The following is a 21346-nucleotide window of genomic DNA, read 5'->3' as shown; positions in this document are numbered from 1 at the left end:
AACGCGGCGGAATACTACATGATGAGTCGCGGTGTGAAAATCAGACTGAATATGTCACCGATCGACTGGTTTTTCACAATGAGTCACGTCGGGGTTACGGATGTTCTCAAAAAAACAGTGAATTGTTCCAGAGAATTGTGGAAATAGTACACATATTGTTTCTCGTGGAAGCAGTCGGGCGCTCGACCGACCCTTGCCTATACTTGCCCGACAGCCGCGCAGGTGCCGCCATCCCGCCTGCGGACATGCAAAAAAAGGAGTCGACCGTGGACCATCTTATCGTCACCGTATTTGCCCCCGACAAACCGGGGCAGGTCGAACAGATCGCATCGTGCATTGCAAATCACGGTGGCAATTGGCTGGAAAGCCGCATGACTCACATGGCCGGGCAGTTTGCCGGGATTCTTCGGATAGGCGTTCCCGCCGAGGCCCACACCGAGTTGAGGGACGCCCTGCAAGGTTTGTCGACCCATGGCATTCGTGTGCAGTTTGCGGAAATCGGTCTTGAAGCATCGTGCAGCTGGAAACCGATCAGCATGGAACTGGTGGGCAACGATCGGCCGGGAATCGTGCGGGACGTGACGCGCCTTCTGACCGAACAAGGGGTCAATGTCGAGCAACTGGTGACCAACGTCGAACCTGCGCCCATGAGCAGTGAGCCGCTTTTCCGTGCCAATGCGTTGCTGGGGTTGCCGCTGACGCTCTCGCTGGATGTGTTGCAGAAGCGTCTCGAAACCCTAGCTGACGATCTGATGGTGGAGTTGAAACTCAAAACGGATGAGTAATCCGCAGAGACAGGGCTTATCTGACGCAACTCAAGCTGCGCGAGAACTGCTGCAGGCCACGCTTATCGTGGCTTGTCAGCAGTTGTGCGTTTTTTGATCAACGCTCGGCGCGGCGTTTCATCGCCAGCCAGCCGTCGATGGTGTAGATGATCAGACCCACCCAGATGAATACGAAGGTCACCAACGTGGCGGAAGGCATGTGCTCGCCGAACATCAGCACCGCCAGCGACAGCACCAGCGTCGGTGCGATGTACTGCAGAAAGCCCAGTGTGGCGTAGGGCAGGTGTCGGGCTGCTGCATTGAAACAAACCAGCGGCACGAGTGTTACCGGGCCTGCCATCGCCAGCCAGATCGCCTCCGAAGTGGTCCAGAATTCCGGTTGCGCGCTATGGGCCATAGGGTTGAACAGCAGCCAGCCAATCGCCAATGGCACCAGAATCCAGGTCTCCACCACCAACCCCGGCAGTGCCGCGACGGGTGCCTGTTTGCGGATCAGCCCGTAGAAACCGAAGCTGAACGCCAGCGCCAGCGAGATCCAGGGCAAGCTGCCGACTTGCCAGACCTGCTGTGCAACGCCGATCAGCGCGAGGATCACCGCGACCCACTGCAACGGGCGCAGCCGCTCACGCAGCAGAACCATGCCGAGCATCACGTTGATCAGCGGGTTGATGAAATAACCCAGGCTCGCCTCGACCATGTGGTTGTTGTTCACCGCCCACACGTAGATCAGCCAATTGGCGGCGATCAATGTGCCGCTACCTGCCAGAATCGCCAGACGCTGTGGGTTGTCACGCAGCTCACGCCACCAACCCGGATGCTTCCACACCAGCAGTAGCAGAGAGCCGGAGATCGCTGACCAGATGGCACGGTTGACGATGATCTCCAGCGCCGGGACTGAGGAGAGCAGCTTGAAATATATCGGGAACAGTCCCCAGATGATGTAGGCGCTCAGGCCCAGAATGTACCCGCGACGCGGGTTGGCAGCTTGCATGGGTGGTCCTTCGGCAAGTTTTTTTGTGTGTTCTGGTGTGAGGGGCGGTACTTCTGTAGCAGTCCGGCTGGCCGGCGGCAGCGATCTTGAGAAGGTCACCGCCGGCAAGCCTGAGTGCTACAGGGCTTGCGGGCAATTTCAAAACAGCTTCAACGGTTCCTCATTAAGCGCGGCCATTTGTTCACGCAGCGCCAGCACCTGATCGCCCCAATAACGCTCGGTGCCGAACCAGGAGAAGCTGTGCGGGAACGCCGGGTCATCCCAGCGACGTGCGAGCCAGGCGCTGTAATGCAGCAGGCGCAAGGCGCGCAGAGGTTCGATCAACGCCAGTTCACGAGGGTCGAAATCGTGGAATTCGTTGTAGCCGTCCATCAATTCCGACAACTGACTCAGACACTCCTGACGATCACCTGCCAGCATCATCCAGATGTCCTGAACCGCCGGCCCCATGCGGCAGTCATCGAGGTCGACGATGTGGAAGATCTCATCGCGGGTCATCATGTTGCCGGGGTGGCAGTCCCCGTGCATGCGGATGTTCTGGTGAGGGGTGGCGGCGTAGGCATCTTCGACGCGCTTGAGCAGATCCTTGGCGACCGACTCGTAGGCGGGCAGCAGGCTGCGGGGGATGACGTCGTTTTCCAGCAGGTAATTGAGCGAGTCGTGGCCGAAATTTTTCACGCCTAACGCTTCGCGATGCTCGAAAGGGCGAGTCGCGCCCACGGCATGAATGCGCCCGAGCAACTGGCCCAGGCGGTACAGCTGATCGAGATTGCCCGGCTCTGGCGCGCGGCCGCCACGACGGGGGAACAGTGTGAAGCGAAAGCCCGCGTGTTCGAACAGAGTCTGGCCGTTGTGTACAAGTGGCGCGACTACCGGAATCTCCACCTCGGCAAGCTCGGCGGTGAAGCTGTGTTCCTCGAGGATGGCTTCGGTGGTCCAGCGATTGGGCCGGTAGAACTTGGCGATCAGCGGCTGGCTTTCGTCGATGCCGACCTGATAGACGCGGTTCTCGTAGCTGTTGAGCGCGAGAATCCGGGCGTCGCTGACGAAGCCGATGCTCTCGACGGCGTCCAGCACAAGGTCAGGTGTGAGTGTTGCGAACGGGTGGGCCATGCGTACTCCTGCGCGCGGCAGGCTGCCGCGTCGGGCCAGTCATGGTAACGCAGAGCAAGAGAAATGAGACCAATGGATTGTCGGGAGATGGGGCAGCGGCCCGACAAACCCCTGTCCCAATCCGGCTTGCCGGCGGTTGTGATCCTGAGAATGTCACCGCCGACAAGCCGGACTGGTGCAGCGAAGGGGCTCCATTGAAAAATCAGGCGCCGATCACGCCACCATCTTCCCGGGTAATCACCATCACCGAAGACCTCGGCTTGCCGCTGGGCAAATGCTCGGGAAAGGTCGAGCCGCCTTTCTCACCCGGATGCTGAATGCCCACGAACAGCGCTTTCTGGTCCGGCGCGAAACTGATGCCGGTGACTTCACAGTCTACCGGCCCGACCATGAATCGACGAATTTCGCCACTGGCCGGATCGGCGCAAAGCATCTGATTGTTGCCCATTCCGGCGAAATCACCTGCGTTCGAATAGTCGCCATCAGTGAGAATCCACAGCCGTCCAGCCTTGTCGAAACCCAGGCCGTCCGGACTGTTGAACATGTTCTGCGGGGTGATGTTGCTCGATCCGCCTTGAGGTGTGCCGGCATGCACGCCCGGATTTCCCGCGACCACGAACAGATCCCAGGCGAACGCCATGGACGCTGCGTCGGAGCCCGTTTCCTGCCAGCGCAGAATCTGCCCGTACTGATTTTTCGCCCGAGGGTTCGGGCCTCCTACTGGCTGGCCGTCCTCGCCGCGCTTGGCGTTGTTGGTCAGCGTGCAATAGACCTGACCATCTTTCGGACTGACCACGATCCATTCCGGGCGGTCCATGCGCGTGGCCTTGACGACGCTCGCCGCAATGCGCGCATGAATCAACACTTCTGCCTGGTTGGCAAACCCGTTAGAGGCATCGATGCCGTTTTTGCCGTGGGTCAGTTCGATCCACTTGCCCTGGCCCTTCGGGTGATCCGGGTGGCTGTCGCCGCTGTCGAACTGCGCTACGTACAGCGTGCCGTGGTCGAGGATGTCGCGGTTGGCTTTCGGATTCTTGTGATCGACCTTGTCGCGGCTGATGAACTTGTAGATGAACTCGCCGCGTTCGTCATCGCCCATGTACACCACAACGCGACCGTCTTTGGTCTCGGTGATCGCCGCGTTTTCATGCTTGAAGCGGCCCAGGGCTGTGCGCTTGACCGGCGTGGACTTCGGGTCGAACGGGTCGATTTCCACCACCCAGCCGTGGCGGTTGAATTCATTGGGGTTCTTCGCGAAGTCGAATCGCGGATCGTGCGGGTGCCAGTTCACTTCCTTGCTGGTCGCGACCGCGCCGTAACGCTTGGCGGCAGCATCGAATGACTGTGCGGGATCGCTGCTGCCGAAGCAGTCAGTGAAGTTCTCTTCGCACGTCAGATAAGTGCGCCATGGCGTCTTGCCATTGGCGCAGTTCTGGAAGGTGCCGAGCACGTTTTTACCGGTCTTGTCTGCAGCGGTTTTCAGCCATTCATGGCCAGCTGCCGGGCCGCTCAGGTGAATTGGCGAATTACCGTGAATGCGCCGGTTGTACCTGGAGCCCTGGACGAATTTCCACTGACCGCCGTCGCGCTTCACCTCGATCACTGAAACGCCTTCGCTGGCCAAAGCCTTGTGCACATCCTCGGCGGATTGCGGGTCCTTGCCGTGATCGAACAAGTAACGGTAGTTGGTGTATTCGTTGTTGATCGCCATCAGCGCGCGGCTGGAGTTGTCAGCGTCGTCGTCGGGAAAAGTGAACAGGCTCATGCCGTCGTTGTTGTCGCCGAACTGCAGCTCCTGCGCCTTCGCCGTTCCTTTGCCGCTCGGGTCGAAGGCCGGGCCGTTGGCGTGAAGCGGCTGACCCCAGCTGATGAGTACCGAAGACTTGTAGCCCGGTGGAAGCGCGATCGCGTCGGCCGTGGAGGAGGAGATGCTGTCGAAGCCGAGTAGCGTGCTGTTACCCGCGCTGACACTGGCAGCCATTACGCTGCGGCTGAGCAGGTTGCCACCCAGGAACATCGCGGCACCGCACAGGGCGCCTGCGCTGATAAAGCGTCGGCGGGTCAGGCCGCCGCTGTTCTCCTGCACCAGGGTTTCAAGGTCGGTGGACTGGTTTTCTTCTAAGCGTTTCATCACGGGCTTCCTGCGGTTTTGGCGCAAACCTTATTCAGCCCTGATGACGCTATTGTGTCCGTCCTGCGACGGCATTGACCTTGTGATACGGCACAGATAAAGACTTAGAGCGGGGTGCCAATCAGTACATAGGACGGTGCGAACCGCACCTGTACATCGCTTCCAACCTTGAGTTTCAAGGACTTGAGATAATCCGGCTCGGCCAGCGCGCACAACGTCTGGCGGCTTGAAAGGCCAATTCTCACCTCGCAGGGGCCGTCTTCTGCGTCGAGAATTTCCTCGATTTGCCCGGCCAGGCAATTGTGTCCAGTTGTTACTGGCTGATCGGGCGCCAGCAACTCCAGCCAACTAGCCTTGATCAATGCGAACACATCGGTACCTGTTTCCAGTTCCAGACGCAGGGTGCTGTCGTGAGTGATCTGCGCATCGATCGTCAGCCCCCCTGCCAGTTTCAAGCTGATCATGTCGTTGCGACCAAACGGGGTGATGCTCGCCACCTGACCGTGCAATTGGTTGCGTGCGCTGGTGCGCAACATCAGGCGACTGAGCAGCGCCAGATCGCTCGACTCTTCCGGCGTTTCCAGCAACTGGGTCTGCAACGCCTGCAAGCGTTGATACAGACGCAGTACACGCTCACCTTCTTCCGACAGCTTCGCTCCACCACCGCCGCGGCCGCCGACACTGCGCTCGACCAGCGGTTGTTGCGCCAGGTTATTCAACTCGTCGATGGCATCCCAGGCAGCCTTGTAACTGAGCCCAGCACTCTTCGCCGCACGGGTGATCGAGCCTTGCTCGGCAATGTGCTGCAACAGCGCGATGCGATGCGGGCGGCGGACCATGTGTTGGGTGAGGGACGTGGGTAGCGACATATTCGGCAATTTTTTGTGGAGATGAGGGCAGAGTGTAAGCCAGTTTCCTTGGGTTCCACACGACGCCCTGTAGCAGTCCGGCTTGCCGGGGGCAGCGTCTGTGGCATCGCTACCGCCGGCAAACTGGAATGCTACAGGGGATTATCACTGGAATATTCAATCCCGAGGCTTAGGCGTCCTCGCCAGACAATACACATCCACCGTCCTGGCCCCGGCCCTGATCATCAATCGCGCAAGAGTGTCAGCGGTAGAGCCCGTGGTCAGCACATCGTCGATCAAGGCGACATGCTTATCGACCACGCAAGCCGAATCGGACAACGCGAACGCTTCACGCAGATTACGCTTCCTGGCCTTGGCATCCAGACCCTGTTGCGCGGGCGTTTCCTTTACGCGTCTGACCGTTCTTTCGTCTACAGACAATTGCAGCAAACTGCCCAGCCAATGGGCGAGCATCGCTGCCTGGTTGTAGCCGCGCTCACGCATTCTTCTGTTGGCCAGCGGTACGGGGATCATCACATTCGGGCGTTGCAGCCCTTCGTCGAAGCGATGCTGTAAGGTCTGGGCAAGGAGTTCGGCGAGCAAGCGCCCGATGGGCCACTTACCCTGATGCTTGAAGCGCGTGACCAACGCGTCGATGGGGAAGTCGTAGAGCCACGGTACGACGACTTCATTGAACGCGGGCGACTGCCGGGTGCATTGCGCGCAGGTCAGGCCGGACATCGGCAACGGCAAGGCACAGCGTTCGCATTGATCCATCAGCCAGGGCAGCTCGCTTTCGCAGGCCATGCAGATGGGGGTCGGGGAATCGGTGCGTTCATCGCACAACAAACATATCTGTACGTTTTTTAGCCAGATGTAAACCTGATGATCGTTGCGCAGTTGACAGGGCATGTCTCTTCCTTAAATATGCCGAACATCCGTGTTGCGCCTGGGGACTTTCTGGTTTTGCCGATTGAGCTGACCGCCCGGGTACTCGCCAAAAAACATCAAGGAGCCGCCCATGAGCGCCAGCATCAATGCCACTTTGCGTCACGACTGGAATCTAGCCGAGGTCAAGGCACTGTTCACACAGCCGTTCAATGACCTGTTGTTTCAGGCGCAAACCGTGCACCGCGCTCATTTCGATGCCAACCGCGTTCAAGTCTCCACCCTGCTGTCGATCAAGACAGGCGCCTGCCCTGAAGACTGCAAGTACTGCCCGCAGTCCGGCCACTACAACACCGGACTTGAAAAAGAAAAGCTGATGCAGGTCCAGCAAGTGCTGGAAGAGGCTGCGCGCGCCAAGGCCATTGGTTCGACCCGTTTCTGCATGGGCGCCGCCTGGAAGCACCCGTCGGCCAAAGACATGCCGTATGTGCTGGAAATGGTCAAAGGCGTCAAGGCCATGGGCCTGGAAACCTGCATGACCCTGGGCAAGCTGGATCAGGATCAGACCAGGGCACTGGCTGACGCGGGTCTTGATTACTACAACCACAACCTCGACACCTCGCCGGACTTCTACACCAGCATCATTACCACCCGTACTTACAGCGAGCGTCTGCAGACCCTGGCGTACGTGCGTGATGCGGGCATGAAAATCTGTTCCGGCGGCATTCTCGGCATGGGCGAGTCGCTGGACGACCGCGCCAATCTGCTGATTCAACTGGCTAACCTGCCAGAGCACCCTGAGTCGGTGCCGATCAACATGCTGGTGAAGGTTGCGGGCACGCCGCTGGCGAACGCCGAGGATGTCGATCCTTTCGACTTCATCCGCATGCTGGCCGTGGCGCGCATCCTGATGCCGCAGTCCCACGTACGCCTTTCCGCAGGCCGCGAAGCCATGAACGATCAGATGCAGGCCCTGGCGTTCTTCGCCGGCGCCAACTCGATCTTTTACGGCGACAAGCTGTTGACCACCGCCAACCCGCAAGCCGACAAGGACATGCTGCTGTTCTCCCGTTTGGGCATCCAGCCGGAAGCGCGCGAAGAGCACTCCGATGAATTGCATCAGGCGGCCATCGAGCAGGCGCTGATCGAGCAGAAGAGCAGCGAGATGTTCTACGACGCGGCGGTTTGATCTCGTCACAGACTCTGCTGATTGAAATGCAAAATCCTGTGGGAGGGAGCTTGCTCGCGAAGGCGTCAGGTCACTCGACATCAATGTTGAACGTGATTGCGTATTCGCGAGCAAGCGCCCTCCCACAGAGACCGCATTTACTTCGATTCTTGTGATCTGAACCACGAGGCCTGCATGTCTTTCGATCTGAGCGCACGTCTCGCTGCCCGGCGTGCCGAACACCTTTACCGTCAACGCCCGCTGCTCGAGAGCCCGCAGGGCCCCGAGGTTGTGGTCGACGGCAAACCGTTGCTCGCATTCTGCAACAACGACTACATGGGGCTGGCCAATCACCCTGAGGTCATCAAGGCCTGGAAAGCAGGCGCAGAGCGTTGGGGGGTGGGTGGCGGGGCCTCGCACCTGGTCATCGGCCACAGCACACCGCACCATGAACTCGAAGAAGCACTTGCAGGCCTCACCGGTCGCCCGCGCGCCTTGCTGTTCTCCAACGGTTATATGGCCAATCTCGGTGCCGTTACGGCTCTGGTGGGGCAGGGCGATACCGTTCTGGAAGATCGCCTCAATCACGCGTCTTTGCTCGACGCCGGCCTGCTCAGCGGCGCGCGTTTCTCTCGTTATCTGCACAACGACCCTGACAGCCTGAACAATCGGCTGGAAAAGGCCGTGGGTGACACGTTGGTCGTAACAGACGGCGTGTTCAGTATGGACGGCGACATCGCTGACTTGCCTGCGCTGGCCAAGGTCGCGAAAGAAAAAAATGCCTGGCTGATGGTCGACGATGCCCATGGCTTCGGCCCGCTGGGTGCGAACGGCGCAGGGATCGTCGAGCATTTCGGGTTGAGCATGGATGATGTGCCGGTGTTGATCGGCACCCTGGGCAAATCGTTCGGCACCGCCGGGGCGTTCGTCGCGGGCAGCGAAGAGCTGATCGAAACCCTTATCCAGTTTGCCCGGCCGTACATCTACACCACCAGCCAACCACCAGCCTTGGCCTGCGCCACCCTGAAAAGCCTGGAACTGCTGCGCACCGAACATTGGCGCCGCGAGCATCTGAAGGCTTTGATCAAGCAGTTCCGCGATGGCGCGCAAGCCATTGGCCTGGAGCTGATGGACAGTTTCACGCCGATCCAGCCGATTCTCATCGGCGACAGCGGTCGCGCCCTGCGCTTGTCGCAGATGCTGCGAGAACGCGGCCTGATGGTCACCGCGATTCGCCCTCCGACCGTTCCTGCTGGCAGCGCGCGTTTGCGCGTTACCTTGTCCGCGGCCCACAGCCAGGCTCAGGTGCAGCTATTGTTGGAAGCACTGGAGCAGTGCTGGCCGCTGCTGGGGGAAAGTGAAACGGTGGGCGCACATCATGCGTGATCGGTTGATCCTGCTGCCAGGCTGGGGGCTTGGCGTTTCGCCGCTGGAGCCTTTGGCTGCGGCGCTACGAGGGCTGGACGAACACCTGCGCGTCGAGATCGAACCGTTGCCGGACATGGACAACGACGACCTCGGCGACTGGCTCGACGAACTGGATTCGAGCCTGCCGGACAACGTCTGGCTCGGCGGATGGTCCTTGGGTGGCATGCTGGCAGCCGAGCTGGCGGCGCGACGTGGCGAGCGTTGCTGCGGGCTGGCAACCTTCGCCAGCAACGTCTGCTTCGTCGCCCGCAGCCAATGGCCGAACGCGATGCCACAGACCGATTTCGATGCGTTCATCGCAGGCTGCAAGGCCGATCCGGATGCGACCCTCAAGCGCTTCAGCCTGCTTTGCGTACAAGGCGCCGAAGAGCCACGCGCGTTGTCGCGACAACTCAAGGCTGGCGCCCCCCACGGCACCAGCAATGGCCTGATCGAGGGCCTGAAATTGCTCGAACAAATGGACACTCGCGCCGCGCTGCAGGCTTTCAGAGGGCCGCAGTTACATCTGTTCGGCGGTCTTGATGCGTTGGTCCCGGCTGAGGCTTCGGCCGATCTGCTCAATCTTTTGCCCGATATCGAAGTCGGCATGATCGAACAGGCGAGCCACGCATTCATCCTGGAAAACCCCCACGGCGTCGCTGCGGCGGTCCAGGCGTTCCTACATGAGTCCGGTGATGACTGATCTTTCCCATTGTGCGGTGTTGAAGGCCGTGAAACAGCAACAGGCGACCACCCAGAGCCATCTGCCTGACAAGCGTCAGGTAGCGGCGTCATTTTCCAAGGCAGCGGCGAGCTACGACAGCGTTGCCGATCTGCAGCGCGCCGTTGGTACCGAGCTGATGTCACGTCTGCCTCAGATGACGCCCTCGCGTTGGCTCGATCTGGGTAGCGGGACGGGCTATTTCAGTCGCGTGCTGGCGCAGAATTTTCCGCAGAGTGAAGGTGTCGCGCTAGATATCGCCGAAGGCATGTTGCGTCACGCACGTCCTTCGGGTGGCGCGCAGCATTACGTGGCCGGCGATGCCGAGAACCTGCCGCTGCGCGATGGCAGCGTCGAACTGATGTTTTCCAGCCTGGCCGTGCAGTGGTGTTCGGATTTCGCTGCGGTCCTGAGCGAATCCAATCGAGTGTTGCTGCCGGGCGGCGTGTTCGGCTTTGCCAGCCTGTGCGTCGGCACCTTGTATGAACTGCGCGACAGCTGGCAGGCCGTGGACGGCATGGTTCACGTCAATCGTTTCCGTGATTTCGAGGACTATCAGACGCTGTGCACCGCCAGCGGTCTGCGAGTGCGCAGCCTGGCTGTGCTGCCCCACGTTCTGCATTACCCCGACGTGCGCAGCTTGACCCACGAACTCAAGGCCCTCGGCGCCCACAACATCAATCCGGGACGTCCGGGCGGGTTGACCGGGCGAGCGCGCATTCAGGCGCTGATCGAGGCTTATGAAGGCTATCGTCAGGAAAAAGGCCTGCCGGCGACCTATCAGGTGGTCTATGCCGTGCTGGAAAAACCTGCGATTGTTTAAAAAGTGACCGGTTTTGCGAGCGCCGTTCGTGTGAGCGCTATAGTGAATAGGCAATAGTTTGAAAAATTCTGAACGGATGGTCGCCAAGATGAGCGCTGCGTATTTCATCGCGGGAACCGATACCGATGTTGGCAAGACCACCATTGCCACCGGGCTTTTGTATGCGGCGCGACAATCCGGATTGAGCACGGCGGCGGGCAAGCCTGTCGCCTCCGGCTGCGATGTGAAGCCCAAGGGCCTGCGCAACCCCGACGCGGTGGCATTGCGCGCCGAGTGTTCCATCGCATTGACGTATAACGAGGTCAACCCCGTTGCCTTCGAGCCGCCCATTGCCCCGCATCTGGCAGCGCGGGAGGCGGGGGTAGCGCTGACGGTGAGTTCGTTGCTTGAACCGATGCGCCATATCTTGGCCAAACAGGCCGACTTCACCCTCATCGAGGGCGCGGGCGGCTGGCGCGTGCCACTGGCGGATCAGGCAAACCTTTCCGATCTGGCAATCGCGTTGAAGCTACCCGTGATCCTGGTGGTGGGTGTGCGGCTGGGTTGCATCAGCCACGCGTTGCTCACGGCGGAGGCTATCGCTAACGACGGTCTGCAACTGGCGGGCTGGGTGGCGAATATCATCGACCCCAAAACCTCGCGCCTCGAAGAAAACCTCGCGACTCTGGCCGAGCGCTTGCCCGCGCCGTGCCTGGGCCGCGTGCCCCACATGAAGAAGGCCACTGCGGAAATGGTTGCCGAGCATTTGCATCTGGAGCTGCTGGACTAGAGCGCTGGGTTCGTCAGATCCAGTGATCGTTCCCGCGCTCTGCGTGGGAATGCTTCGTCTGACGCTCTGCGTCAAATCAGGTGAAATCATCTGATATACCACCCCCAAGCCTGATCGCTGACGTACTCGGTCACCTGCTTGACCTCCAGATAGTTATCCAGCCCCCACTGGCCCAGCTCCCGGCCAATGCCGCTGTGCTTCATTCCTCCCCAGGGCGCTTCGACGAAGGTGGGTTGTGAGCAGTTCACCCAGATGATTCCGGCGCGCAGCTGATTGGCCACGCGCGTCGCTCGTTGCGGATCGGCGCTCATCACTGCCGCCGCCAAGCCGAAGCGGCTGGCGTTAGCCATCTGCACGGCTTGCTGTTCATCCTTGAAGCGCTTGATGCAGAGCACCGGCCCGAAGATTTCTTCGCGCCAGATGATGCTGTTGTGCGCAGGCTCGTCGAAAATCGCAGGTTCCATGAAGTAACCCTGCTCCAGATGCGCTGGACGCTTGCCTCCGGTGAGCAGCTTCGCGCCGCTGGCCTTACCTTGATCGACGAAGCCCAAGACCTTTTCGTATTGACCGCGGCTTACCAGCGGTCCGAGCAGCACGCCTTCCTCAAGACCTTGGCCGATAGTGATCTTGCGAGTCTCCTCGACCAGTCGTTCAATCAGGCGCGGAGCAATGTCTTCCTGCACCAGCAGGCGGGACGTCGCGCTGCAGACCTGCCCCTGATTCCAGAAAATCCCGAACAGAATCCATTCCACTGCCGCCTCGACATCGGCGTCGTCGAACACGATGAACGCTGATTTTCCGCCCAGCTCCAGGCTGATGTTCTTGATGTCGCTGGCGGCCGCCGCCATGATTTTCGAGCCCGTCGGGACGCTGCCGGTGAAAGCCAGCTTGTCGACGCCAGGGTGCAACGTGAGTGGGCTGCCCGCATCGGCCCCAAGTCCCGTGACAATGTTCAGCACGCCCGCCGGAAGACCGATACGGTCTGCGGCGCCTGCCAGTTCCAGGGCTGTGAGTGGCGTCAGCTCCGAGGGTTTCAATACGACTGTCGCCCCTGCTGCCAGTGCCGGGGCGACTTTCCAGGCGGCCATCAGCAGCGGGTAGTTCCACGGAATGATCTGCCCGGCGACGCCGATCGGCTCCAGGCGAGTGCGGCAACGAAAGCGTTCGTCAGGCAGGGCCAATGGCTGATCCTGCCGACCGTCCAGCTCACGAGCCAGCCCCGCGTAATAGCGAAAGCAGGCAATCGCATCGCCGATGTCCCATTGCGCTTCAGGCAAGGGTTTGCCGTTATCGCCTACTTCCAGCGTCGCCAACTCATCCTGCGAATCGTGAAGTTCGTCGGCCAGCGCCTCCAGCCAGACGGCCCGTTCGGCGCCTGTAGTCTGCCCCCAGTCGCTGTCGAACGCCCTTCGCGCAGCACGCACAGCGTGATCGATGTCTTCTTCGGTGCCGGCCGCGACCCGTTGCAGAACCTGCTCGGTCGCCGGATCGATGACATCCATGTAGCCGCCCAGATCGGGGCTGACCCACTCGCCGTTGATGTACAACTGATCACGCATGTGAGGCTCCTGTGCGGCGATTCTGCAGATAGCGGGAGGTGAACAGCAAAGCCAGCGAGGCGCAGATGATCACGGTCGAGACGGCATTGATTTCCGGCGTGACACCTCGCCGGATCGACGAAAAGATGTAGATCGGCAGCGTGGTTTCCGGTCCCGCGACGAAGAACGCGATGATGAAATCATCGAAGCTGAAGGTGAACGCCAGCAGGAAGCCCGCCATGATCGCCGGGGTGATCTGCGGCAGGGTCACCCGCCAGAAGGTCTCCAGTGGCGGGGCGTACAGATCGGCGGAGGCCTCCTGCAACGCTTTGTCCAGAGAATCGACGCGGCTGCGCACAATCACCATGACCAGCGCCATGGTGAATAAGGAATGGGCTGCGACTACGGTGAAAAACCCCATGTTCAACTTGGGAATGCTCGGCATCAGCTGGGCCAGCAGCGGGTTGATCAGGTCGAACACGCTGATGAAGGCGATCAACGTCGAGATGCCGATGACGATGCCGGGAATGATGATTGCGCAGTAGGTCAGGGCATCGAACACCAGCCGCACCTTGCTGTTGGCGCGCTGCAAACCAAACACCGCCAGCGTGCCGAACAGCGTTGCCAGCACTGCCGAACAGGTTGCGATCAGCGCGCTGTTGCCCAAGGCTTCCATGATGAAAGGGTTGCTGAAGGCGCGACCGAACCACTGCACAGAACAGCATTCGAAGGCCAGGCCACTGCGACCGGCGTTGAAGCTGAACAGCATGATCAGGGCGATCGGCAGGTAGAGAAACAGGTACAGCGAAGTGGAGTACGTGCGCAGCCACATGTCAGAGCGCTCCTTCGCCGGGCTTGCCGCCGTAGCGGGCCACCAGTTTGAGATAGATGCCGATGATCACCAGCATGATTGCCACCAGCGTCATCGCCAGCGCACTGCCGAATGGCCAGTTGCGCGACTGCAGGAACAGGTCCACCAGTGCGTTGCCGACGAAGAACACTTTGCCGCCACCGAGCACGGCGGGGATCAGGAATTCGCCCATCAGCAGAATGAACACCAGCATCACCCCGGTAATGATCCCCGGAGCAGACAGGGGCAGAGTGATGCGTCGAAAGCTTTCGAAGGCGCTGGCGCCCAGATCGGCCGAAGCTTCCAGCAGGCGTTTGTCGAGTTTTTCCAGGCTGACGTAGATCGGAAACACCATCAGCGGGAGGTAGCCGTAGACGATGCCGATCAGCACCGCGTACGGCGTGTTGATCAGGCGCACGTCGTCCAGCCCGACGCTGGCGAGCAGCGCCGGAATGCCTTTGCCGCTGAGGATGAAAATCCATGCGTAGGTGCGGATCAGGAAGCTTGTCCAGAACGGCACGATCACCAGCGTCAGTAACAACGAGCGATTCTTGCCGGCCTTGACCGCAAGGAAATACGCCAGCGGATAAGCGGCCAGCAGGCACACCAGCGTCCCTAGGGGCGCGAGCAACAACGTGTTGCCAAACGCGGCGGCGCGGGAGCCGAGGTTTAGATAGTTGGCCAGCGTCAGGCCCCCGGCGTATCCGCCGACGGCACTGCGTTCGCCAAAGCTGAAGACCAGAATGATCACCAGCGGCATCACCAGAAGCAGCAGGAACCACAGGGTCGACGGCAGCAGCATCAGCAGCGTGATTCGGCGCCCCAGGCTGCGCCGCTTGTCCTGCGCGCGCTGAGTATCAGCGTCGGCCGCGCTGGCCTCGGCGTGCCGCGCGGCTGAGTTAATGACGGCATCCATGTGCGGTTCCTTATTGCTCATAGCGAGAGGTCATGCGGACTTGAAGCGGGCCATCAGTTCGGCGCGCAACGGGCTGGTCAGCGTCGCGGCAGCGCCGAACTCCAGCGGGCTCAACTGCTCGGCGGCCGGGTACATGATCGGGTCGTTGAGCATTGCCGCGGGCAGCAGCGCGTCGACGCGCTTGTCACCGCTCGGGTAGCCATGGCTCAGCACTTCCAGCTTGTTGTGCTGTGGGTCGAGCAGGTAATTGATGAATGCGTAGGCGGCGTCCTTGTGCTCGGCGCTTTTCGGGATCGCGAAGAAGTCGCTCCACAACTCGCCGCCTTCCTTGCCCAGGGCATAGACCATCGACGGAATGTCACGATGCAGTTGCGAGGCATCGCCGGTCCAGGACATGGCGAGAATTGCGTCGCCGCTGCGCATCGATGGCTGGATATCGGAGTTGATCGCGAACAGGTGCGGCTTGACCTCGATCAGCAGCTTCTCGGCGTCCGCCAGTTCTTTCGGATCAAGGGAGTTGAAGCTGTAACCGAAGGACTTCAGCGCGTTGCCGATGGCCGTTAGTTGATAATCGTGGACCATGGTGCGGCCGTCGGCCTGATCCTTGGCGATGGCCCAGAACTCTTTCCACGACGCAGGCTTGGCCTTGAGCTTGGCACTGTCGTAGGCCATGCCGGTGGTGCCCCAGTTTTTCGGCACGGCATAGACCTTGCCGTCGACCGTGCCTTGGGCCATGAATTTTTCCTGGAACGCTGACGGGTCGAAGTTGGGAATGCGCGCCAGATCCAGTGGCTCGATCAGGCCCAGTTTCACGTAGGTGCTGATGGTGTAGTTGGTCGGTACCAGCACGTCCCAGCCGCTACCACCGGCCTGCAGTTTGGCGAGCATTTCTTCGTTGGAGCCGAACACGCTCATCGCGACGCGCGCGCCGGTGGTCTTGGCGAAATTATCGAGGTTGTCCTGACTGTGATAGTTGGGCCAGGTCGCCAGGCCGAGTCGATCACCGATGCTCTTTTCAGCGCCCAACGCACTGGCGCTCGAGCTGCCAGCGAGCAGCCCCGGCATGTTGGTGGCGACCACCGCAGCCGCAATGCCAAGGCCTGTGCGCCCAAGGAAGTCCCGGCGAGTGATCGAACCGTTCTGCCAGCTGCGCATCGTCTTGATAAAGGTCTTCTGGTCCATGGCATTCTCCCCGTCTGATAAGTGTTCGATCGTTAGAGTTGCTTTGCTCGCTGCTTTAGTCGCTACAGGGCCATGGCCAGGCCGCTGGCGTTGTTCCAGCCCACCTGCACTGCCGCGCCGTGTTCAAAACCTGCGTTGTCGAAAGTGCTTTGGGTGCCCGAACCATGCTGGCGCGGCACTCGCACGCAGACGATCCCGAACGGCTGAGTGCGCACACGGTATTCGGTGATGTTGCCGAGATAGATGCGGTCTTCCACGCAGCCGTCCAGCGTGACATCCCGTCCTTGCAGGCTGCCCCTCGCGGCGATGTCGATCAGCTCCGGGCGCACCGCGATGCAGCCTTCGGTGTTCGCGCTCAGGGTCGTGCCGTTGGGCGTCAGCGGGCTGCTCAGTTCGATGCCTTGCTCTGTGCGCAGCAGTGCTGAATTGCCCTGCACATGGCGAACGGTGCCGTTGAACAGATTCGATTCGCCGATGAAGTCCGCCACATAACGAGTCGCTGGCGCTTCGTAGAGTTGCTCGGGCGAGGCGGTCTGGATGATCGAGCCGCTGTGCATGACGCTGATGCTGTCGCTCATCGACAGCGCTTCTTCCTGATCGTGGGTCACCAGCACGAAGGTGATGCCGACTTCCCGTTGCAGGCGCAGGAGTTCGGACTGCATTTCCTTGCGCAACTTGCGATCCAGCGCCGCCAGTGGTTCGTCGAGCAAGAGCACGGTCGGTTTGTTCACCAAGGCTCTGGCCAGAGCCACTCGTTGTTGCTGGCCGCCGGACAGCTCGCTGGGCTTGCGGTGGCCAAGCCCGGAGAGCCGCACCATTTCCAGCGCTTCGTCGGCGCGCCGCTGCTGTTCTTTTTTATCGGGGCGGGGTGTCAGATAACGCAGCCCGTAGGCGATGTTCTGCGACACGGTCATGTGAGGAAACAGCGCGTAATGCTGGAAGACCATGTTCACCGGACGCTGATAGGCCGGCACGCCTGCGACATTCTTGCCGCCCAGACGCACCTCGCCGAGGGTCGGCTGATCGAAGCCTGCGATCATGCGCAGCGTCGTGGTCTTGCCGCAGCCGGAGCCACCGAGAAAAGAATGAAACGTGCCGCGCTTGACCTGAAAACTCAGGTTGTTGACGGCCTTCAGGTTCCCGTAGTGCTTTTCTACGTTGCAGAACTCGATATCGTTTTCGTGGCGATTGTCGCTCATCATTGGCTCTCGCATTCCGTGCAGGGTTCGCTGCAATGGAGGCCAAACTAACAATCGCGGTTTTGCGCTGTATATATCCCTCGGGGGATAGAGGTCGTTTCTGGATATTCAGTCGAGAATCCAGATCATCCCGCAGTTTCGGGGGGCAGCAGATCGGTGGAACAACGCATCCTCTGTCGGAGCAATCCGAGGTTACGAGGGTCGCGAAGAGGCCGGTACATCCGATACACCTCTACTGGCCGAACAACCGCTTTCGCCACCGTCGTAACCTCCGGCAGCTCCCACGGTGAAGCCCTTAGGCGGAAACGGCGATATCCGGCCCCGTCAGCTCACGTATGAACAGCCCCAGAAGCTCGGCCTGGCTGCCGATGCCGAGCTTCGCGTAGATGTTCTTGCGATGGATTTTCACCGTCCCCGGACTGATCGAAAGCTGTTCTGCCACCGAGGCACTGGAATGACCGCGCAGCAGCAGGCGAACGATTTCCTGCTCGCGTCCGGTAAGGATGTGATCGCCGAAATGGTCGAAAGCGGCGTGAACCTTGAAGTCCAGATCCTGAGGCGAGCGAGGTTGTTGCACGCGATGCTGACGCCACGCCTCGGTAATGACCTGCTCGACGACCGCCTGCGCGCACTCCATCAACTGCAGTTCGTCACGGCTGAATGCGCAGCTGGCGGTCGCACGCATCAGTGACAGCACGGCCATCGCGTCACCGCCCAGATCGACGAAAAACGCGACTTCTTCCGCCAGGCCCGTTTGCTGGTAATACGCCAGGTAATACTCGCTGAGGTAGAAGTGGTCCGGGGCGAACTGGCGCAGGCGCCACAGCCCTGGCTGCTGCTTGCGTGTACAGGCAAGATAAAACGGATCGAGCAGATAAGGCCCGACCTGATAGTCGTCGACGTAAATCTTGCGTTTGTCAGGCGCGAAGGTGTCGAACAGCGCCAACGGACGGTGGTTGCCCTCGTAGACGAACAGGACGAAGTGATCGACCGGCGCAATCTGCTTCAGCCACTGACTCAAACCTGCCAGACGCGCGGCGCCTCCCGGAAGGTCGAGAAGATGAGCGATGCCGGTGGTCCAGTGTTTCAATTCCTTTGGGCGCATGGAGACGTTCGAGGGCGGGTCCGTGGAAGGGCAGTTCAGCACAGGATGCAGGATGTGCGCCACTGCACATTTCCAGACTATGGACGCGGCGAGCAGGGCGCCAACCGGTTATGGTGAAGCCTGGAACTGTTTCGCGCTGCACCATTTTCACGCAGGGCGTGTCACCGGTTGCTACGCAGTAACGTTCGTCGACGGTTTTGGTCTTTCTCTATTAGGAGGCCTAATGCCATTATGGTTTTTGACGGGCGTTTTCTCGCTTCGTCTGTTTCAATGCTGACTGTTCGTTTTATGAACAGAGGATCGTGGTCATGCAAATCTCACTGAACAACACGTTGTATCCAGGCCTGAGCGCTATTCAGGTCGGGCAGAATCGTGTCGATCAGGCCGCCACTCAATTGGCCAGCCCGGCGACTGAAGTGTCCGGACGCACTCAATCTTCTGATTTTCAGCTTGAGCGCTTGCGAGCGGTCGACCGCCCTCCTGCGTCAGACATGGCGACCAATATCGTCGAACTGACCCAAGGCAAGATCCAGGTCCAGGCTGGCGTCAAAGTCGAAAAGGCCAGCGACGAAATGCTCGGCACATTGATCGACACCTACGCTTGACCCCCTTTCACGTGCGCTTCGGCGCACGTCGACGTCTGCTTCGCCCTTCCCTGAATAACGCCCTATCAGCCGTCCGAATCGCGGCGCTCTGACCGCCGTTCTCGACGCCCCGTCAACTAGACTCAACCCAATCGGCTCAGCACTTTCAGTGTGCTGCGGGCGCGTTCGTTCGTGATCTCCAACGCATCGTCGATGAAAGGTTCATGACGCACCCTTGACAACAATTGGGCGTAAACGTATGTTTCAAACAACTGTTTGACCGCCGAACAAAACCATAGACGTCGGCGCAGGGGCGAGTCCCCGCAGTGACCCTACGGTCATCAATTCCAGGATTCATCAGCAGAGGTTTATCGCTATGCCTGACTACAAGGCCCCCTTGCGTGATATTCGCTTCGTTCGTGACGAGCTGCTCGGCTACGAAGCGCACTATCAGAGTCTGCCAGCATGCCAGGACGCCACGCCTGACATGGTCGACGCCATTCTCGAGGAAGGCGCCAAGTTTTGTGAGCAGGTACTGGCACCGCTGAACCGTGTTGGCGATACAGAAGGCTGCACCTGGAGCGAGTCTGGCGTTAAGACTCCGACTGGTTTCAAAGAAGCGTACAAGCAGTTCGTCGAAGGCGGCTGGCCTAGCCTGGCCCACGACGTCGCTCATGGCGGTCAGGGCCTTCCTGAGTCGCTGGGCCTTGCAGTCAGCGAAATGGTCGGCGAAGCCAACTGGTCGTGGGGCATGTACCCAGGCCTGTCCCATGGCGCGATGAACACCATCTCCGAGCACGGTACCCCCGAGCAGCAAGACGCTTACCTGACCAAACTGGTTTCCGGCGAATGGACCGGCACCATGTGCCTGACCGAACCTCACTGCGGTACCGACCTGGGCATGCTGCGCACCAAGGCCGAACCTCAGGCTGATGGTTCCTACAAAGTTTCTGGCACCAAGATCTTCATTTCCGCTGGCGAACACGACATGGCCGATAACATCGTCCACATCGTGCTGGCCCGCCTGCCCGACGCGCCTGCTGGCACCAAAGGCATCTCGCTGTTCATCGTTCCCAAGTTCCTGCCAGCTGCCGACGGCAGTGTTGGCGAGCGCAACGCGGTGAGCTGTGGTTCGCTGGAACACAAAATGGGCATCCACGGCAACGCCACTTGCGTGATGAACTTCGACAGCGCCACCGGTTACCTGATCGGCCCGCCGAACAAGGGCCTGAACTGCATGTTCACCTTCATGAACACCGCGCGCCTGGGCACCGCTCTTCAGGGTCTGGCTCACGCCGAGATCGGCTTTCAGGGCGGTCTGAAATACGCTCGTGAACGCCTGCAGATGCGTTCGCTGACTGGCCCGAAAGCGCCGGACAAAGCCGCTGACCCGATCATCGTTCACCCGGACGTGCGTCGTATGCTGCTGACCATGAAGGCTTTCGCCGAGGGTACTCGCGCGATGGTGTACTTCACCGCCAAGCAGGTCGACATCGTCAAATACAGCGACGACGCAGAAGCCAAAAAGCAAGCTGACGGCCTGCTGGCGTTCATGACCCCGATCGCCAAAGCGTTCATGACCGAAGTCGGTTTCGAATCCGCCAACCATGGCGTGCAAATCTACGGCGGCCACGGCTTCATCGCCGAGTGGGGCATGGAGCAGAACGTTCGCGACAGCCGCATTTCGATGCTGTACGAAGGCACCACCGGCGTTCAGGCCCTCGACCTGCTGGGTCGTAAAGTGCTGATGACTCAAGGCGAGGCGCTGAAGGGCTTTACCAAGATCGTTCACAAGTTCTGCCAGGCGCAGGAAGGCAACGAAGCGGTCAACGAATTCGTTACTCCGCTGGCTGCACTGAACAAGGAGTGGGGCGATCTGACCATGAAGGTCGGCATGGCCGCCATGAAGGACCGTGAAGAAGTCGGTGCTGCTTCGGTGGATTACCTGATGTTCTCCGGCTACGTCTGCCTGGCGTACTTCTGGGCTGACATGGCACGTGTCGCAGCTGAGAAGCTGGCAGCCGGCACCACCGAAGAAGCCTTCTACACCGCCAAATTGCAAACTGCGCGCTTCTACTTCCAGCGCATCCTGCCGCGTACCCGCACCCACGTTGCAGCCATGCTGTCGGGCGCAGGCAACCTGATGGACATGAACGAAGAGCACTTCGGCCTGGCGTACTAAGCCAGCCCCAGGGTTTTAGCTCAAAGCCGCTTGTCCTTCGGGATAGGCGGCTTTTTTGTGAGCACACGAAAAGAGTGATCTGCCTCACATTTTCTACTAATCAAATCTGATGTTCGGCCGATAAAGGCACAATGCCATTTGATTTG

At 60.2% G+C, this 21346-nt stretch carries 19 protein-coding genes; 8 read left to right on the top strand and 11 right to left on the bottom strand.

Annotation, left to right across the window (positions count from 1 at the left end):
• The first annotated feature begins 266 nt into the window (after positions 1-266).
• Entirely contained in the window at positions 267-785 is a 519-nt protein-coding gene (locus tag BWR59_RS07405; protein ID WP_081564985.1) for an ACT domain-containing protein, read from the top strand.
• A 97-nt stretch (positions 786-882) separates the two neighbouring features.
• On the opposite strand, the gene rarD is transcribed toward BWR59_RS07405, so the two are convergent.
• The 5 genes from rarD to BWR59_RS07380 form a co-directional block, all read right to left on the bottom strand.
• Positions 883-1776 (bottom strand): EamA family transporter RarD, encoded by an 894-nt coding sequence (gene rarD / locus BWR59_RS07400; protein ID WP_081564984.1) that lies wholly within the window; start codon positions 1774-1776, stop codon positions 883-885.
• A 138-nt stretch (positions 1777-1914) separates the two neighbouring features.
• A complete protein-coding gene (locus BWR59_RS07395; RefSeq protein WP_081564983.1) occupies positions 1915-2889 on the bottom strand; it encodes a serine/threonine protein kinase in 975 nt (324 codons plus the stop codon).
• Positions 2890-3091: 202 nt separating this feature from the next.
• Positions 3092-5020 (bottom strand): PhoX family phosphatase, encoded by a 1929-nt coding sequence (locus BWR59_RS07390; RefSeq protein WP_081564982.1) that lies wholly within the window; start codon positions 5018-5020, stop codon positions 3092-3094.
• A gap of 104 nt (positions 5021-5124) precedes the next feature.
• Entirely contained in the window at positions 5125-5889 is a 765-nt protein-coding gene (locus tag BWR59_RS07385) for a TOBE domain-containing protein (RefSeq protein WP_081564981.1), read from the bottom strand.
• A 156-nt stretch (positions 5890-6045) separates the two neighbouring features.
• Positions 6046-6780, bottom strand: a complete 735-nt coding sequence (locus tag BWR59_RS07380; protein ID WP_081564980.1) for a ComF family protein — start codon at positions 6778-6780, stop codon at positions 6046-6048.
• Between the two features lie 109 nt (positions 6781-6889).
• Here BWR59_RS07380 and bioB point away from each other — a divergent pair, with 109 nt between their 5' ends.
• The 5 genes from bioB (at position 6890) to bioD (ending at position 11644) form a co-directional block, all read left to right on the top strand.
• Complete coding sequence (gene bioB / locus BWR59_RS07375; RefSeq protein WP_081564979.1) at positions 6890-7945, top strand: biotin synthase BioB; 1056 nt, start codon at positions 6890-6892, stop codon at positions 7943-7945.
• A gap of 174 nt (positions 7946-8119) precedes the next feature.
• Entirely contained in the window at positions 8120-9310 is a 1191-nt protein-coding gene (gene bioF / locus BWR59_RS07370) for an 8-amino-7-oxononanoate synthase (RefSeq protein ID WP_081564978.1), read from the top strand.
• Positions 9303-10034, top strand: a complete 732-nt coding sequence (locus BWR59_RS07365) for an alpha/beta fold hydrolase (protein WP_081564977.1) — start codon at positions 9303-9305, stop codon at positions 10032-10034. Before bioF ends, BWR59_RS07365 begins: the two co-directional genes overlap by 8 nt.
• Complete coding sequence (gene bioC / locus BWR59_RS07360) at positions 10027-10875, top strand: malonyl-ACP O-methyltransferase BioC (protein WP_081564976.1); 849 nt, start codon at positions 10027-10029, stop codon at positions 10873-10875. The genes BWR59_RS07365 and bioC overlap by 8 nt, the downstream gene beginning before the upstream one ends.
• A gap of 88 nt (positions 10876-10963) precedes the next feature.
• On the top strand, positions 10964-11644 hold the full coding sequence (gene bioD, locus BWR59_RS07355) for a dethiobiotin synthase (RefSeq protein ID WP_081565251.1): 681 nt from the start codon (positions 10964-10966) through the stop codon (positions 11642-11644).
• Positions 11645-11730: 86 nt separating this feature from the next.
• On the opposite strand, the gene BWR59_RS07350 is transcribed toward bioD, so the two are convergent.
• The 6 genes from BWR59_RS07350 to BWR59_RS07325 all read right to left on the bottom strand — a co-directional run bounded on the left by BWR59_RS07350 (position 11731) and on the right by BWR59_RS07325 (position 18434).
• Positions 11731-13203: an aldehyde dehydrogenase family protein gene (locus BWR59_RS07350; protein ID WP_081564975.1), complete on the bottom strand. Its 1473-nt coding sequence runs from the start codon at positions 13201-13203 to the stop codon at positions 11731-11733.
• The gene (locus tag BWR59_RS07345) at positions 13196-14014 is read right to left on the bottom strand and encodes an ABC transporter permease (protein ID WP_081564974.1); all 819 of its coding nucleotides are present in this window, start codon (positions 14012-14014) and stop codon (positions 13196-13198) included. Before BWR59_RS07345 ends, BWR59_RS07350 begins: the two co-directional genes overlap by 8 nt.
• A gap of 1 nt (position 14015) precedes the next feature.
• A complete protein-coding gene (locus tag BWR59_RS07340) occupies positions 14016-14948 on the bottom strand; it encodes an ABC transporter permease (RefSeq protein ID WP_143490787.1) in 933 nt (310 codons plus the stop codon).
• A 30-nt stretch (positions 14949-14978) separates the two neighbouring features.
• The gene (locus tag BWR59_RS07335) at positions 14979-16130 is read right to left on the bottom strand and encodes a spermidine/putrescine ABC transporter substrate-binding protein (RefSeq protein WP_081564973.1); all 1152 of its coding nucleotides are present in this window, start codon (positions 16128-16130) and stop codon (positions 14979-14981) included.
• A gap of 62 nt (positions 16131-16192) precedes the next feature.
• On the bottom strand, positions 16193-17329 hold the full coding sequence (locus tag BWR59_RS07330; RefSeq protein ID WP_081565249.1) for an ABC transporter ATP-binding protein: 1137 nt from the start codon (positions 17327-17329) through the stop codon (positions 16193-16195).
• Between the two features lie 295 nt (positions 17330-17624).
• Positions 17625-18434, bottom strand: a complete 810-nt coding sequence (locus tag BWR59_RS07325) for a LuxR C-terminal-related transcriptional regulator (RefSeq protein ID WP_081565248.1) — start codon at positions 18432-18434, stop codon at positions 17625-17627.
• A 308-nt stretch (positions 18435-18742) separates the two neighbouring features.
• Between BWR59_RS07325 and BWR59_RS07320 the strand changes: the two genes are divergently transcribed.
• On the top strand, positions 18743-19039 hold the full coding sequence (locus BWR59_RS07320; RefSeq protein ID WP_074752257.1) for a pyrroloquinoline quinone biosynthesis protein PqqE: 297 nt from the start codon (positions 18743-18745) through the stop codon (positions 19037-19039).
• Positions 19040-19394: 355 nt separating this feature from the next.
• Positions 19395-21200, top strand: coding sequence for a phenylacyl-CoA dehydrogenase (locus BWR59_RS07315; RefSeq protein ID WP_081564972.1), 1806 nt, complete (start codon positions 19395-19397; stop codon positions 21198-21200).
• The last annotated feature ends 146 nt before the right edge of the window (positions 21201-21346 follow it).

This window comes from Pseudomonas sp. Bc-h, from assembly GCF_002080045.1.
Classification (GTDB): domain Bacteria; phylum Pseudomonadota; class Gammaproteobacteria; order Pseudomonadales; family Pseudomonadaceae; genus Aquipseudomonas.
This window is presented reverse-complemented; position numbering and strand designations above follow the sequence as displayed.

What these genes read in the sequence shown, in the direction of transcription:
- rarD (WP_081564984.1), bottom strand. Translation starts at nt 1,776, where the DNA reads ATGCAAGCTGCCAACCCGCGTCGCGGGTACATTCTGGGCCTGAGCGCC.
- BWR59_RS07395 (WP_081564983.1), bottom strand. Translation starts at nt 2,889, where the DNA reads ATGGCCCACCCGTTCGCAACACTCACACCTGACCTTGTGCTGGACGCC.
- BWR59_RS07390 (WP_081564982.1), bottom strand. Translation starts at nt 5,020, where the DNA reads ATGAAACGCTTAGAAGAAAACCAGTCCACCGACCTTGAAACCCTGGTG.
- BWR59_RS07385 (WP_081564981.1), bottom strand. Translation starts at nt 5,889, where the DNA reads ATGTCGCTACCCACGTCCCTCACCCAACACATGGTCCGCCGCCCGCAT.
- BWR59_RS07380 (WP_081564980.1), bottom strand. Translation starts at nt 6,780, where the DNA reads ATGCCCTGTCAACTGCGCAACGATCATCAGGTTTACATCTGGCTAAAA.
- bioB (WP_081564979.1), top strand. Translation starts at nt 6,890, where the DNA reads ATGAGCGCCAGCATCAATGCCACTTTGCGTCACGACTGGAATCTAGCC.
- bioF (WP_081564978.1), top strand. Translation starts at nt 8,120, where the DNA reads ATGTCTTTCGATCTGAGCGCACGTCTCGCTGCCCGGCGTGCCGAACAC.
- BWR59_RS07365 (WP_081564977.1), top strand. Translation starts at nt 9,303, where the DNA reads ATGCGTGATCGGTTGATCCTGCTGCCAGGCTGGGGGCTTGGCGTTTCG.
- bioC (WP_081564976.1), top strand. Translation starts at nt 10,027, where the DNA reads ATGACTGATCTTTCCCATTGTGCGGTGTTGAAGGCCGTGAAACAGCAA.
- bioD (WP_081565251.1), top strand. Translation starts at nt 10,964, where the DNA reads ATGAGCGCTGCGTATTTCATCGCGGGAACCGATACCGATGTTGGCAAG.
- BWR59_RS07350 (WP_081564975.1), bottom strand. Translation starts at nt 13,203, where the DNA reads ATGCGTGATCAGTTGTACATCAACGGCGAGTGGGTCAGCCCCGATCTG.
- BWR59_RS07345 (WP_081564974.1), bottom strand. Translation starts at nt 14,014, where the DNA reads ATGTGGCTGCGCACGTACTCCACTTCGCTGTACCTGTTTCTCTACCTG.
- BWR59_RS07340 (WP_143490787.1), bottom strand. Translation starts at nt 14,948, where the DNA reads ATGGATGCCGTCATTAACTCAGCCGCGCGGCACGCCGAGGCCAGCGCG.
- BWR59_RS07335 (WP_081564973.1), bottom strand. Translation starts at nt 16,130, where the DNA reads ATGGACCAGAAGACCTTTATCAAGACGATGCGCAGCTGGCAGAACGGT.
- BWR59_RS07330 (WP_081565249.1), bottom strand. Translation starts at nt 17,329, where the DNA reads ATGAGCGACAATCGCCACGAAAACGATATCGAGTTCTGCAACGTAGAA.
- BWR59_RS07325 (WP_081565248.1), bottom strand. Translation starts at nt 18,434, where the DNA reads ATGCGCCCAAAGGAATTGAAACACTGGACCACCGGCATCGCTCATCTT.
- BWR59_RS07320 (WP_074752257.1), top strand. Translation starts at nt 18,743, where the DNA reads ATGCAAATCTCACTGAACAACACGTTGTATCCAGGCCTGAGCGCTATT.
- BWR59_RS07315 (WP_081564972.1), top strand. Translation starts at nt 19,395, where the DNA reads ATGCCTGACTACAAGGCCCCCTTGCGTGATATTCGCTTCGTTCGTGAC.